Genomic DNA, 12,848 nt, shown 5'->3' with positions numbered 1-12,848 from the left:
GCACGACGCCCCGACGACCGCTCGACCCACGGAGGACGCCATGACCGCCACGCTCACCACCCCCGCCGCCGGCACCGACGCCGACCGGGCCGTCACCACCGACCGCCTGCTCCTCGCCGGAGCGGTGTCCGCGCCGCTGTGGTCGGTGGTGGCGCTGACCCAGGCCGCCACCCGCTCGGACTTCGACTTCTCGTACGAGCCCCTGAGCCTGCTCGCGACCGGTTCGCTCGGCTGGATCCAGATCGCGAACTTCCTGATCGGCGGCCTGCTGGTCGTCCTCGGCGCCGTCGGTCTGCGCCGGTCCTTCCCCCGCTCCCGGGCCCTGGCGGGCGCCTGGGGCCTCTCCGGGGTGCTGCTGGCCGCCGCGGGGGTGTTCTCCATGGACCCGGTCGGGACGCCCGGCCTGAGCTGGCACGCCGTCGGCCACATGATCACCGGAACGCTCTCGTTCCTCGCGTTGACCGTGACCTGCCTGCTCCTCGCCGGCCGGATGCGTCGCGAGGGCCACGCCGTCGCCGCCGGCGTCTCGGTGCTCGCCGCGGTCGGCGTCGTCGCCGGGAACGCCTGGGCCGTGACCGGCGGGGCGCACGGCTCGATCACCCTCGGCGTCGGGGTCATGGCCGCGATGCTCCGGGTGAGCGGGGTGTGCCTCGCCCGCCGGTGACCCGCCACCGACACACCCCCGCCCCGGCCCGTGCCGCGCGGGGGCCGTCGTCGTGCGTGGGACGCTGGTGGCCATGGCCGGAACGTCCCTGAGGGTCGGGATCGTGTGCCCGTACTCGCTCGACGTCGCGGGCGGCGTGCAGGCCCACGTCCTGGACCTGGCGCGGGCGCTCGTCCGGCTCGGTCACCACGTCGACGTCCTCGCCCCGGCGAGCCCGTCCACCCCGGTCCCGGACTTCGTCACCCGGGCCGGCCGCGCCGTCGGCATCCCCTACAACGGTTCGGTGGCCCGGCTGACGTTCGGCCCGGTCTCGATGCACCGCGTGCGGCGCTGGCTCGCCGCGGGCGCGTTCGACGTGCTGCACCTGCACGAGCCGACCGCGCCGAGCCTGTCGATGCTCGCGCTCGCCGTCGCCGACGGACCCGTCGTCGCGACGTTCCACACCTCGACGCCGCGGTCGCGGACGATGGCCCTGTTCGCGTCCTGGCTGCGGCCGATGCTGGAGCGGGTCACCGCACGGATCGCGGTCTCGCCGCTGGCCCGGCAGGTCTACGTCGAGCACCTCGGCGGTGACGCGGTCGAGATCCCCAACGGCGTTGATGTGGCTGCCGTCGCGTCGTTTGCGGCCGACCCCCTGGCCCGGCCGCCCGGGAGCACCACCGTGGGCTTCCTCGGGCGCTTCGACGAGCCGCGCAAGGGCATGGCCACCCTGCTCGCGGCACTCGCGCCCCTGGCGGCGTCGCGCCCCGGGCTGCGGCTGCTCGTCGTCGGGCGGGGCGACGTCGCCGACCTGCGACGCCACCTCCCCGCCACGCTGGCCGACCGCGTCGACATCCTCGGCGCCGTCGACGACGCCACCAAGGCGCGGGCCCTCGGCGCGATGGACCTGCTCGCGACGCCGAACACGGGCGGCGAGAGCTTCGGCATCGTCGTCGCCGAGGCGATGGCCGCGGGCACCCCGGTCGTCGCCAGCGACATCGAGGCGTTCCGCCGGGTGCTCACCGACCCCGACTCCGGCGCCGTCGCCGGGCAGCTGCTGCCGCCGGACGACCCGGCCGTGTGGGAGGAGGGGATCGCCGCCCTGCTCGCCGACCCCGCACGCCGAGCGGAGCTCGCGCGCGCCGGGCGGTCCCGGGTGGCCGCGTTCGACTGGACCACGGTGGCCTCGGCGGTGCTGCGCGTCTACGAGGTGGCCGTCGCGGCGGATCCGCGGCAGGTCGTCCCCCGGGAGGACGACACGGGGGCGCTCGACGGGCGGCTCGGCTCGCCGCGGCGCCGTGTCGGCGCGGACACCTCCTCGCGTACGGCGGAGGGGATTCCCGGGCGCCTACCGTCGTCGTCGTGAACCTGTTCGGCCCGGGCGGCTGGCTCGCGGTCCTGATCGTCGCCGTCGTCGTGGTGGTGCTCCTCGTGACCGCCGCCGTGATGATCGGCCGGGCCCGCCGGCTCGACCGGCTCCACGTGCGGGTCGACGCGGCCTACCACGGGCTGATCGACGCGCTGGACCGTCGCGCGGCCGTGGTCCGGGCGGTCGCGGCCACCGCGCCGCCGTCGTCGCTCACCCCGACCGACCGGCGCGCGCTGCGGACCGCCGCCCGGGCGGTCGAGGGCGCGCGCGGTGCCGAGGCGCGTGAGGCCGCCGAGAACGACCTCGTGGTGCGCCGCACCGCGCTCGACGACGCGCTGCTGCCGCCGGACCTCTCGGCCGAGCTCGCCGACGCGGACGCCCGCGTGGTGGTCGCCCGGCGGGTGCACAACGACGCGATCCGGGACACGCGCGCGCTGCGGGGGCGGCGGATGGTGCGGGTGCTCCACCTGGCGGGCACCGCGCCCTGGCCGCGCTACTTCGAGATCGCCGAGGCGGGGGAGCGGCCCGGCGACGGCGACGGCGCGGTGGATCTCCCGGTGGCGCGGGACGCGGCGCGCGTCGTGGTGCTCGACCCGGACGGACGGGTGCTGCTCTTCGAGGGCGTGGACCCCGCGCGACCGGGGGAGGCGTTCTGGTTCACGCCGGGTGGCGGGGTGGAGCCGGACGAGGACCCGGCCGACGCGGCCGGGCGGGAGCTGGGGCAGGAGACGGGGATCGTGGCCGGGAAGCCGGGGATCGGCGACCTCGACGGCCCGCTCTGGGTGCGCGACGTCATCTTCGACCACGACGGCGTCACCTACGCGGCTCGCGAGGTGTTCTTCGTGCTCCGCGTGGATCCGGTGCCGACGGTCGACGTCTCCGGGTTCACCGAGCAGGAGCGGCGCACCGTGCGCCGGCACCGCTGGTGGACCCGCACCGAGCTGGCGGCCACGATCGACGTCGTCTACCCGCGCCAGCTCGCCGATCTGCTGGGCGACCCCGGCTCCCTGGCGCCGCCCGATCCGCCGGTGCCGATCCAGTAGGTCGGCCCCGCCCGCCCCTCGGTCAGCAATGGCACATTCCTGACATCTGACGAGCGGACGGCGCCATCCACGCACCCGCGGGTGGCCTGATGCCGGCTCCGTGACGTGGGCCGCGTCGCGGGCGCCTGACGCTGTCGGGGGTCGCGTCTAGCATCGGGGAGTCCGACACCGTCGTTGATGCCGTTCGTTGATGGAGGCCCTGCCGTGACCCGCCCCGACCCGACCACCTCGTCCGATTCGCGGGGGGTCAAGCGCGGCCTCGCCGACATGCTCAAGGGCGGCGTGATCATGGACGTGGTCACCCCGGAGCAGGCGCGCATCGCCGAGGACGCCGGCGCCGTGGCGGTCATGGCGCTCGAGCGCGTGCCGGCCGACATCCGCGCCGACGGCGGGGTCGCCCGGATGTCCGATCCCGACATGATCACCGGGATCGTCGACGCGGTGTCGATCCCGGTGATGGCCAAGGCCCGCATCGGCCACTTCGTCGAGGCCCAGGTCCTGCAGTCGCTGGGCGTGGACTACGTGGACGAGTCCGAGGTGCTCACCCCGGCGGACGAGGCGCACCACATCGACAAGTGGGCGTTCACGGTCCCCTTCGTCTGCGGCGCGACCAACCTCGGCGAGGCCCTGCGCCGCATCGGCGAGGGCGCCGCGATGATCCGCTCGAAGGGCGAGGCGGGCACGGGCAACGTCGTCGAGGCCACCCGTCACATGCGGGCCATCCGCGCGGACATCCGCCGGCTCTCCCGCATGGATGCTCAGGAGCTCTACGCCGCGGCCAAGGACCTGCAGGCCCCGCTGCCGATCGTGCAGGAGATCGCCGAGTCCGGGCGGCTGCCCGTCGTGCTGTTCACCGCCGGCGGCATCGCGACCCCCGCGGACGCGGCCATGATGATGCAGCTCGGCGCCGAAGGGGTCTTCGTCGGTTCCGGGATCTTCAAGTCGGGCGACCCGGCCCGCCGGGCCGAGGCGATCGTCAAGGCCACCACGTTCCACGACGATCCCGACGTGATCGCCAAGGTCTCGGCCGGTCTCGGCGAGGCGATGGTCGGACGGACGACGTCCGACATGCCCGACTCCGAGAAGCTGGCCACGCGGGGCTGGTGACGGGCCGGACGACCGCCTGACGTCCGGGGTGGGAGGATCGCGACGATGACCGGGGAGACGAACGAGGGCGCTCGCCGCGTCCGCGTGGTCCCGCGGCAGGGACCGGGGGCCCCGCCGGCCGGGCCGCCGACCGCCGCGCCGCCGCTCGAGGCGGAGACCGACGTGCTGCCCCGAGTCGCCCCCGCACCGCCCGGCCCCGCACGGACGCCGCCCCCCGGCCCGCCGCCCGGGCCACCCGCCCCGCGCGGCCGACCCGGGCACGCGGCAGGCCCGCCGCCGCCGAGCACGCAGGGCCCCGCGGCCCCGACTCCGCAGGCTCCCACCCCGCCCGCCGTACCCACCCCGGGTGCGGACGAGGAGGCCGCGGCGGTCGCCGATGCCGAGCGCCGTGGCCGCGCCAAGCCCGACGACGCCGGGACCGCCGACGGCACCGAGCGCCGCAACGGCATGGGCATCCCGGCGCTCGTCCTGGGCCTGCTCGCGGCGGGCACGTGCTGGACCGGCTGGGCCGGCGTGGTTCTCGGGCTGTTCGGGGTGGCCGCCGGTTACCTCGGGGCCCGGCGCGCCTGGAACGGCCTCGCGACCGACGGCGGCTCGTCGCTCGGCGGCCTCACCCTCGGCGCGGTCGGGCTCGTCGTGGGCGTGGTCGTCGTCTGGCCGACGCTGTTCGGCACCGGCAACTTCGGGGACGGCCTGACGCTCGACCAATGCCTCCAGCAGGCGAACGGCGCCTTCGAGATGCACATGTGCAAGTCGCAGCACATCACCGAGTTCAACCAGCGCTTCCCGAACGCCGCCACCTGACCGGGCTGGCCGCGCGACGGGCACCGCCATGGCCGTGGCACCATCCACGCCCATGACGACATCCCGCTCCGCCGCTCCCGAGCCCGAAGCCGGTGGCTCCGCGACGGGGAAGGGCCTCGAGGGATGGGGAACCCCTGCCCTGGTGCTGGGCGTCGTCGCCGCCGGGACCGCGTGGTTCCTCGGCTGGGTCGGCATGGTCGCCGGGCTCGCCGCCGTGATCGTGGGCTTCATCGGCGCGCGCAAGGCCTTCCACGACCCGGACCGGTCCGGCGGCGCCGCGCTGGGCGGCCTCGTCCTGGGACTCGTCGGGCTCATCTGGGGCGCGGCGATCGTCGTCCCGGCCATGCTCGGGATCGGTACCTTCGGTGAGGGGCTGACCCTCGACCAGTGCATGCAGCAGGCGAGCGGTCAGCAGGAGCAGCGCATGTGCGCCACCCAGCACCTCGACGAGTACCAGACCCGGTTCCCGGACCGGAACAACAGCTGACGCCGGGCCGACGCGCCCGGGGACGGAGGAACCATGACCGCCGTCGGGCCGCCGGTGGGCGTGCTCGCCCTCCAGGGCAACGTGCCCGAGCACCTCGACGCGCTGCGCGCCTGCGGGGCCGACCCGCGCCCGGTCCGTCGTCCCGCCGAGCTGGCGGAGGTCGCCGGGCTCGTGCTCCCCGGCGGGGAGTCGACGACGCTGTCCAAGCTGCTCGTCGCGTTCGACCTCCTCGAGCCGCTCCGCGGGCGGCTCTCCACCGGGATGCCGGCCTTCGGCTCGTGCGCCGGGATGATCCTGCTCGCGCGCGAGGCGATCGACGCCCGCCCCGACCAGCACCAGCTCGGTGCGCTCGACATCGTGGTCCGGCGCAACGCCTTCGGACGCCAGGTGCAGTCCTTCGAGTCCGACCTGTCCGTCACCGGCATCGGCGGCGGGCCGGTGCGCGCGGTGTTCATCCGGGCGCCGTGGGTCGAGTCGGTCGGGCGCGGGGTCGACGTCATCGCGCGGGTCCCGTCGAGCATCGGCGGGGAGGCGTCCGGGAAGATCGTCGCGGTGCGGCAGGGGCCGGTCATGGCCACGGCCTTCCACCCCGAGCAGACCGGGGACGCCCGCCTGCACGACCTCTTCCTGCGCCGCGTACGCGAGTACGCCGCCTGACGACGGAGCTCGCCGACGAGGCCCGACGACCTGGGTGGCTCTCGACCACCCAGGTATCGTGGGCACCGTGAGCACCGAGACCCCGGCGTGGCGCGACCTCGACTCGAGCACCTGCTCGATCGCGCGCACCATGACCGTGCTCGGCGAACCATGGACGGTGCTGGTCCTCCGCGACCTGCTCAACGGCCTGCGGCGCTTCGACGAGCTGGTGACCCACCTCGGGATCGCGCGCAACATCCTCACCCGCCGGCTGACCACCCTCGTCGACGCCGGCCTCGTCGAGACCCGGGAGTACCGCGAGCCGGGCCGGCGGGCGCGCCGCGAGTACCGGCCCACGACGGCGGGGCTCGACCTGCGTCCGGTGCTGCTCGCCCTGATGGCCTACGGCGACCGGCACCACGCTGGTCCGGACGGACCGCCCGCCGTCGTGCAGCACGATTGCGGGGCGCCGGTCGTGCTGCAGGAGGTCTGCGCCGAGGGCCACGTGCTCGGACCGGCGGACCGGGTCCGGACGGTGCCCGGCCCGGGGTCCCGACGGAAGGTGGACGCCTCCGTCAGGGACGCATGATCAGGCAGCTCGACGTGGCCTCGCCGAGCAGCCGCCCGGCCGCGTCGGTGATCGAGGCCCGGGCGAGTGCGGTGCGCCGTCCGGACGAGACGACGATCCCCTCGCAGCGCACCGGTCCGGTGTCCGCCGACATCGGCCGCAGGAAGCGCACCGACAGGTCGAGGCTCGTGTACCCGACGCCCGCGGGCAGGGTCGACTGGACCGCGCACCCGCACGAGGAGTCGAGCAGCGTCGCGTAGACGCCGCCGTGCACCGACCCGATCGGGTTGTAGTGGTACTCGGCCGGCTCGAGGACGAACACGACGCGGCCCTCCTCGACGGACTCCACGCCCGCGCCGATGGTCGCCATGATCGGGGGCGGCGGCAGCTCGCCGTCCCGGATCGCCTCGAGGAAGGCCAGCCCGCTGCGCTGCGGCGCCTGCGCGGCGAGCGCGCGCGGGTCCTCCCAGCGGTAGGACCGTTCCCGGACGACGACGTAGGTGCTCACCTGGAGACCTCCTGAGTTGCAGATCGGAACTCAGACGCTAGGACGTGCGGCCGAGCAGGGCAACGGCGGCCCCGTCACACCGGGTGCGACACGCCGTCCCACCGGCCGTGTTGGTCGTCGGTAGACTGGAGCGTCGAGGCAGGAGGGCGCGACGACGTCGGGTGATGTGCTCGGGGCCGGGTCGCGACCCGTGCCGTCGTCGGGACGTCCGCCGCACCGAAGCCCCCGGGGTCTGGCGTGCGGTGTGCGCCGACGCTGCACGGCACGCGCGCGAGACGAAGGGCGGGAGAGTCATGAGCGGCCACTCCAAGTGGGCGACGACGAAGCACAAGAAGGCCGCCATCGATGCCAAGCGCGGCAAGATGTTCGCGAAGCTGATCAAGAACATCGAGGTCGCGGCGCGGACCGGCGGCGGGGACCCGGCGGCGAACCCGACGCTGTTCGACGCCATCCAGAAGGCGAAGAAGACCTCGGTCCCCAACGACAACATCGACCGCGCGGTCAAGCGCGGCTCCGGTGCCGAGGCCGGTGGCGCCGAATACCAGAACATCACCTACGAGGGCTACGCCCCGGGCGGCGTCGCGGTGCTCATCGAGTGCCTCACCGACAACAAGAACCGCGCCGCGGGCGAGGTCCGCACCGCCATGAACCGCAACGGCGGTCAGATGGCCGACGCGGGCTCGGTGTCCTACCTGTTCAACCGGCGCGGCGTGATCATCGTCCCGAAGGACCAGTCCTCCGGCGCGCTCACCGAGGACGATCTCCTGCTCGCCGTGCTCGAGGCCGGCGCCGAGGAGGTCAACGACTACGGCGAGAGCTTCGAGGTGCTCACCGAGGCGACCGACCTGGTGGCCGTGCGCACCGCGCTGCAGGAGAACGAGATCGACTACGACTCGGCCGACGTCTCCTTCGTGCCGACGTTGAACGTCGAGGTCGACGCCGACGGTGCCCGCAAGGTGCTGCGGATCATCGACGCCCTCGAGGACTCCGACGACGTCCAGAACGTCTACTCGAACTTCGACGCCTCCGACGAGGTCATGGCCGAGGTCGGGTGACCGCCGCGGCTCCCGACGACGCCCCCGGCGGGTTCGTCGTCGGGCCGCTGCGACCCGAGCACGCCGGTGAGGCGCTGACCGTCCAGTACGCCGCGTACCTCTCCGAGGGACGCCGGTACCGGACGACGGAGATCCCGCCGCTGGTCGAGACCCCCGAGGATCTCGCCGCCGACCTGCGCCGATCCGACGTCGCGGGCTTCGGCGCCTGGCTCGGCCCGCGGCTCGTCGGGTCGGCGCGCCTGCGCGGGGTCGGGGGCGGCGGCCCGGTGGCGTTCGTCCGGTACTCCGTGGCCCCCGACGTCCAGGGGCGGGGGATCGGCGCCGCCCTGATCGACGCCGCGCACGCGGTGCTGCCCCGGGGCGCGACGTCGTGGCTGGTCACCGGTGTGGACAGCGCCGAGAACCTGGCGCTCTACGCCCGCCGGGGATACGTCGAGTCCGGGCGCGAGGTCGATGCCGCAGGAGTCGCCGTGGTCCGGATGGAGCGTCTGGCTCCCTGATCGGGTGATCCTCCGGCGCGCCTGCGTGCTGCGGACCGTCACTCCCGGCCCTTCCGCCCGTTGCTCCTGGGTGAGCGCATCTGAACGGGGCGTGAACGGCGGGTGGGAGGCGCGGATGGCGACGACGGACTCCGGCGGGCGTCCGGACGCCGTCCCCTGGTACGCGGTGCACGAGTCCCCGCGGGCCGCGACCTCGACGATGATCGCGGCCGCGCTGGTCGCCGCGGCCGCGCTGCTCGCCATGATCGGCCTGCTGGTCGTCGGCGACGAGGTGTCGGCGCTCGTGGCCGCGATGGTTCTGATGGTGGCGGGGGCGAACACCTGGTCGGCTCGTCGCAGCCACCGGTGGTTGCGCGAGACCGCGCCGTCGTCCGCCGGCGAGACCGCCCCGGCGCGGCACCGACCGCGCCCCGGGCCGGCATCGGCAGCGCCCGAGCCGGCGTCGGGTGTGGCACCCGGGCCGGCGTCGGCGGTACCCGACCCGGTGCCGGGGGCGGCACCCCGGCCGGCGTCGGGCGTGGCGCCCGAGCCGGCGGTGGCGGCGCGGCCGGCTCTCGCTCCGTTGTCGACGGCCCCGCGCGGGCCCGAGCGCTCGCCACTGCCGGTCCCCGCTCCGGCGCGCGCGGCCGGGCCCCCGACGACGGCCCCGCCGCGCCCCGAGCCCGTTTCCGGGCCGGGGCCTGCGCCCCGACCGGAGCCCGCGCCCCGGCCGTCGCCCGAACCGGCCGTCCCCGCTGGACCGGCGCCCGCCGTCACCTCGGTGCCCTCACCCGGCGCCATGCCCTCACCCGCCGTCGCCCCCGAGGCGGCCGACACGGTGGTCCTCGACCCGGTCCGTCGGCCAGGACCCGGCCCGGCGCGCGACCTGCGCCCCGCGGGTCCTCCGGCCGACGTGGTCACCGACCCGGACGAGCTCGCGGCGCAGGAGACCACCGACGTCCCGATGTCGCCCGAGACGCCGTCGGGTGCGGGGCGCCCCGCCGCCCGGACCCGTCGTCGAACGGCCCCGGTGCGGCCGACGGGCCGCCGCGTGGCGGGCTCGCGGCGACCGTCCTGAGCCTGCTCAGGCCTCGCGGGCGTCCGGCGGCGGCGACGAGACCTGGCGTCCGCCGAGCTCCGGGACGTGCTTGTAGAGGGTGGACCGGCTGACGCCGAGCATTCGCGCGATGGACGCGACCGAGTTCTCCGGCCGGGCGAGCATCGTCCGGGCCTGGTGGACCTGCTCGGGGGTCAGCGCGGGCGGCCGTCCCAGTCGCTGTCCCCGGGCGCGGGCGGCGGCCAGGCCGTCCCGGGTGCCCTCGACGAGCAGCTCGCGCAGGAAGTCGCTCAGCGCGGCGAACACCTCGAACACCATCCGCCCGCCCGGCGTGGTGGTGTCCAGTCCCTCCTGGAGGGCGCGCATGCCCACCCCGCGGGCGCGCAGGTCGTTCACGAGCGTCACGAGCTGCGGCAACGACCGTCCGAGCCGATCGAGGCGGACGACGACCAGCGTGTCCCCCGGCTCGAGGGCGGCCAGACAGGCGTCGAGCTGAGGCCTGGCCGCTCCACCACGACCCGAGGAGGTGTCGAGGTAGACACGGGCACATCCGGCGTCGAGCAGCGCGGCACGTTGGTCCTCGGGTCCGCCGACGTCGGTGGGGGAGGAGACGGAGCCACGCCCGTACCCGATCGCGCGGCCGGACGGTACCTCGGGCTCCGCCGCGAGCATATCGAGGTCCTGGGCGCGGTTCATCCTGCAAATAATAGGAGAATGTCCCGCACGATGTCATTCCCCCCGGAATCATCGCCGCAGGAACGTTTCACGCGGTTGTCGTCGCGTTTTTTCGTCGCCGCTGAACCCAGTGGATCACGGACTTGCGGCCGGGTTCCTCCCGCTCAGTGATCGGAAACGTGGATCACGGTTCTGCCTCCGCGTCGTTCCGGATGAGAACCGAAGAACGCCCGATCGGTCCAACGAAGTGGCTCCTTCCCTCACGGCGACGGTTCGGAAGTCCACGTCACGGCCGATTCGGCCCAGCATCTGTACTGCTCATGGCCGCGTGATGCCCCGGGGAGGGGCAGGCCCGGCCGGGCGCACCGTGGCGGCGGTGGCCCGGCCGGGCCGTGAGGCGCTCCCGGGAGGTGAATCCGGAGCCCCGGGAAGAGAGGGCGTCGCGGGGACGTCCTGACGACGCAGGAGTCGCATTCCCCTGATCCGGGACGCGGACGCAGAATTTCGGACGGGAGTATCGAATATATCGTGTCACCCGGATGGAATGGCGCCACCATCATATCGTGCACCGAAGGGTTGTGCGCTTCCGGCTGGAGTCCGGTCGTCCGGTCCGACATATTGAGCATGGGTCATTGAATGTTCATGATCCGGGGCGGAGGTCTTTCTGCATGATCACGGTGTCGGCCCACTGCCCCCGCTTGTACCCGACCGAGGGCATGCGCCCGACGACCTCGAAGCCGAGCCGGCGGTGCAGCACGATCGACGGGGTGTCGTGCCGGGTGTCGGGCAGCGTGGCGATCACGGCCACGACCTGACGCATCTCGGTCTGGGCGAGCTCCTCGACGAGAGCCGTCAGCAGCCGGCCGCCGAGACCCTGGCCGGTCGCCTCGGGCGCGATGTAGACCGAGTCCTCGACGGTGAACCGGTAGGCGGCGTGCGGACGGAACGACGAGCACGCGGCGAAGCCGGCCACCCGCAGCCCGCCGGGCGGGGCGCTCGCGTGGCCCTCGGGCAGGTCGGCCACGAGGAACGGGAGCTTGCGGTCGCGGGCCGCGGCGATCCGCTCCTCCCACTCCGAGGCCGGCGGCGGCTCCTCGACGAACGTGGCGATCGAGGCCAGCACGTAGCCCGCGAAGACGTCGGCGATCCGCTCGGCGTCCCCGCTCTCGGCCGGGCGGACCGAGATCCCGGAGTCGGTCATGGTCGGCATCATCCCGCGCGGCTCGGCCCGCTCGCCACGGGCGGGCGAGCCGGGCCGGCGGCGGGGGTGCTACTCGATGCGGACGAGCTGGAACTCCCACTCCTCGGCGTCGTTGAGCGAGGTCCGCTCGTAGACGGCGTGGCTCTGTCCGCCGACCATGCGCGACATCGTCTGCTGCACGCCCCGCTCGGTCGCGGGGAGCGGGATCCGCTGCACCAGCGGCGGCTCGCCGGGTGCGTCGTCCGGTACCGAGATCGACCCCTCCCCCTGCAACGGACCGTTCACGTAGCGGACGGCGAACTCCCTCACTGCACCCTCCCGAGTGATCGTTGGCGCACAGCGTACGGCCGCGCTCCGCAGTCGTCACGGACCGGAAGACGACCCGAACAGAGCAACGCCGTCGGCTGAGGCGGCACCTAGCGTGGTGAGGTGCGTTCCCCAGTGCTGCTCCTCGTCGGTTTCGGGATGGTCGCCGCCGGTGCGGCGATCGCCTTCGGGGTGAACGGCGGCACGATGCCGGGGATCGCGCTCGTCGTCATGGGGCTCGTCGTCAAGGGCGCCGGATTCCTGCTGGGCGACTCGTCGTCGTCGACGCGGGCCGGTGGGCCCCAGACGCTCGCCGGACGCAGCGTCGAGCGGCCCCGGGCGGGCATCCCGGTCGGGCGCGCCGCCGTGCGTCGGCGGATTCCGTCCCGGGTGCCGGCCGGGGTGGTGCGGCCGCTGCAGGACACGCGCCGCGCCGTCGCGCCGGCGCCGACGGAGCCGGAGCGCCGCCATCGCCGAGCCTCCTGACGTCCGGTCGCTCCTCGTGACAGGGTCCCCCGCGTGACGTCCTGGGAGTACGCGACCCTGGAGATCTCTGCCGTCCAGCTGTCCACCGGGAGCCTCGACCCGGCCGCGAGCAGCCACGACACCGCGGAGTGGCAGGCCTACGCGGTCGGTCCGAAGGACGAGCTGATCTTCGAGGAGTACCGCCCCTACAGCGTGCCGTGGGCGCGGTTGTTCGCCGAGCACCTCAACCGGCTCGGCCGCGACGGGTGGGAGCTCGTCCAGTTCGGCGGGCCGCACCACGCGCTCTACCCGACCGGCTACGTGCACTCCTCGGGGACCTACACGACGGTCGTCGAGAGCCGGTTCGTGCTGCGCCGACCGGCCTGAGCGGCCAGGGCCGGACACACGACGGAGCCCGCCCCGCCGGGTACGGCGGGACGGGCTC

At 74.5% G+C, this 12,848-nt stretch carries 17 protein-coding genes; 13 read left to right on the top strand and 4 right to left on the bottom strand.

From position 1 onward, the window contains the following. Window positions 1–40 precede the first annotated feature (40 nt). The 8 genes from LQ327_RS24750 to LQ327_RS24715 all read left to right on the top strand — a co-directional run bounded on the left by LQ327_RS24750 (window position 41) and on the right by LQ327_RS24715 (window position 6,678). Entirely contained in the window at window positions 41–664 is a 624-nt protein-coding gene (locus tag LQ327_RS24750) for a DUF998 domain-containing protein (protein WP_230738460.1), read from the top strand. 88 nt (window positions 665–752) lie between these two features. Further along, window positions 753–2,009, top strand: a complete 1,257-nt coding sequence (locus LQ327_RS24745) for a glycosyltransferase family 4 protein (protein WP_308286381.1) — start codon at window positions 753–755, stop codon at window positions 2,007–2,009. After that, window positions 2,006–3,055, top strand: coding sequence for an NUDIX hydrolase (locus LQ327_RS24740; RefSeq protein WP_230738459.1), 1,050 nt, complete (start codon window positions 2,006–2,008; stop codon window positions 3,053–3,055). Before LQ327_RS24745 ends, LQ327_RS24740 begins: the two co-directional genes overlap by 4 nt. Before the next feature lie 177 nt (window positions 3,056–3,232). Then, the gene (gene pdxS, locus LQ327_RS24735) at window positions 3,233–4,162 is read left to right on the top strand and encodes a pyridoxal 5'-phosphate synthase lyase subunit PdxS (protein ID WP_372460741.1); all 930 of its coding nucleotides are present in this window, start codon (window positions 3,233–3,235) and stop codon (window positions 4,160–4,162) included. 45 nt (window positions 4,163–4,207) lie between these two features. Then, complete coding sequence (locus LQ327_RS24730) at window positions 4,208–4,966, top strand: hypothetical protein (RefSeq protein ID WP_230738778.1); 759 nt, start codon at window positions 4,208–4,210, stop codon at window positions 4,964–4,966. Window positions 4,967–5,018: 52 nt separating this feature from the next. Next, window positions 5,019–5,453: a hypothetical protein gene (locus LQ327_RS24725; RefSeq protein ID WP_230738458.1), complete on the top strand. Its 435-nt coding sequence runs from the start codon at window positions 5,019–5,021 to the stop codon at window positions 5,451–5,453. Between the two features lie 33 nt (window positions 5,454–5,486). Further along, on the top strand, window positions 5,487–6,110 hold the full coding sequence (gene pdxT, locus LQ327_RS24720) for a pyridoxal 5'-phosphate synthase glutaminase subunit PdxT (protein WP_230738457.1): 624 nt from the start codon (window positions 5,487–5,489) through the stop codon (window positions 6,108–6,110). A 67-nt stretch (window positions 6,111–6,177) separates the two neighbouring features. After that, window positions 6,178–6,678 carry a winged helix-turn-helix transcriptional regulator gene (locus tag LQ327_RS24715; RefSeq protein ID WP_230738455.1) on the top strand — a complete coding sequence of 167 codons (501 nt, stop codon included), beginning with the start codon at window positions 6,178–6,180 and terminating at the stop codon, window positions 6,676–6,678. On the opposite strand, the gene LQ327_RS24710 is transcribed toward LQ327_RS24715, so the two are convergent. Next, entirely contained in the window at window positions 6,665–7,165 is a 501-nt protein-coding gene (locus LQ327_RS24710; RefSeq protein ID WP_230738453.1) for a PaaI family thioesterase, read from the bottom strand. The genes LQ327_RS24715 and LQ327_RS24710 overlap by 14 nt on opposite strands. A 293-nt stretch (window positions 7,166–7,458) precedes the next feature. On the opposite strand from LQ327_RS24710, the gene LQ327_RS24705 reads away from it, so the two are divergent. From LQ327_RS24705 to LQ327_RS24695, 3 genes are all read left to right on the top strand, one after another. After that, window positions 7,459–8,220: a YebC/PmpR family DNA-binding transcriptional regulator gene (locus tag LQ327_RS24705; protein WP_230738452.1), complete on the top strand. Its 762-nt coding sequence runs from the start codon at window positions 7,459–7,461 to the stop codon at window positions 8,218–8,220. Then, a complete protein-coding gene (locus tag LQ327_RS24700) occupies window positions 8,217–8,720 on the top strand; it encodes a GNAT family N-acetyltransferase (protein WP_230738450.1) in 504 nt (167 codons plus the stop codon). Before LQ327_RS24705 ends, LQ327_RS24700 begins: the two co-directional genes overlap by 4 nt. A 115-nt stretch (window positions 8,721–8,835) precedes the next feature. Beyond that, window positions 8,836–9,777, top strand: a complete 942-nt coding sequence (locus LQ327_RS24695; RefSeq protein WP_230738449.1) for a hypothetical protein — start codon at window positions 8,836–8,838, stop codon at window positions 9,775–9,777. 6 nt (window positions 9,778–9,783) lie between these two features. On the opposite strand, the gene LQ327_RS24690 is transcribed toward LQ327_RS24695, so the two are convergent. From LQ327_RS24690 to LQ327_RS24680, 3 genes are all read right to left on the bottom strand, one after another. Next, window positions 9,784–10,452 (bottom strand): recombinase family protein, encoded by a 669-nt coding sequence (locus LQ327_RS24690; RefSeq protein WP_230738448.1) that lies wholly within the window; start codon window positions 10,450–10,452, stop codon window positions 9,784–9,786. A 619-nt stretch (window positions 10,453–11,071) separates the two neighbouring features. Further along, entirely contained in the window at window positions 11,072–11,632 is a 561-nt protein-coding gene (locus LQ327_RS24685; protein WP_230738446.1) for a GNAT family N-acetyltransferase, read from the bottom strand. Between the two features lie 69 nt (window positions 11,633–11,701). Beyond that, a complete protein-coding gene (locus LQ327_RS24680; RefSeq protein WP_230738444.1) occupies window positions 11,702–11,941 on the bottom strand; it encodes a DUF8847 domain-containing protein in 240 nt (79 codons plus the stop codon). A 120-nt stretch (window positions 11,942–12,061) separates the two neighbouring features. Between LQ327_RS24680 and LQ327_RS24675 the strand changes: the two genes are divergently transcribed. Both LQ327_RS24675 and LQ327_RS24670 read left to right on the top strand, forming a co-directional pair. Further along, on the top strand, window positions 12,062–12,424 hold the full coding sequence (locus LQ327_RS24675; protein WP_230738443.1) for a hypothetical protein: 363 nt from the start codon (window positions 12,062–12,064) through the stop codon (window positions 12,422–12,424). Window positions 12,425–12,457: 33 nt separating this feature from the next. Continuing rightward, window positions 12,458–12,790: a hypothetical protein gene (locus tag LQ327_RS24670; RefSeq protein ID WP_230738441.1), complete on the top strand. Its 333-nt coding sequence runs from the start codon at window positions 12,458–12,460 to the stop codon at window positions 12,788–12,790. Window positions 12,791–12,848: the final 58 nt, after the last annotated feature.

Source organism: Actinomycetospora endophytica (assembly GCF_021026375.1).
GTDB classification, from domain to species: domain Bacteria; phylum Actinomycetota; class Actinomycetes; order Mycobacteriales; family Pseudonocardiaceae; genus Actinomycetospora; species Actinomycetospora endophytica.
Note: the sequence above shows the minus strand (reverse complement) of the source record. Positions and strands in the feature narration are given on the sequence as shown.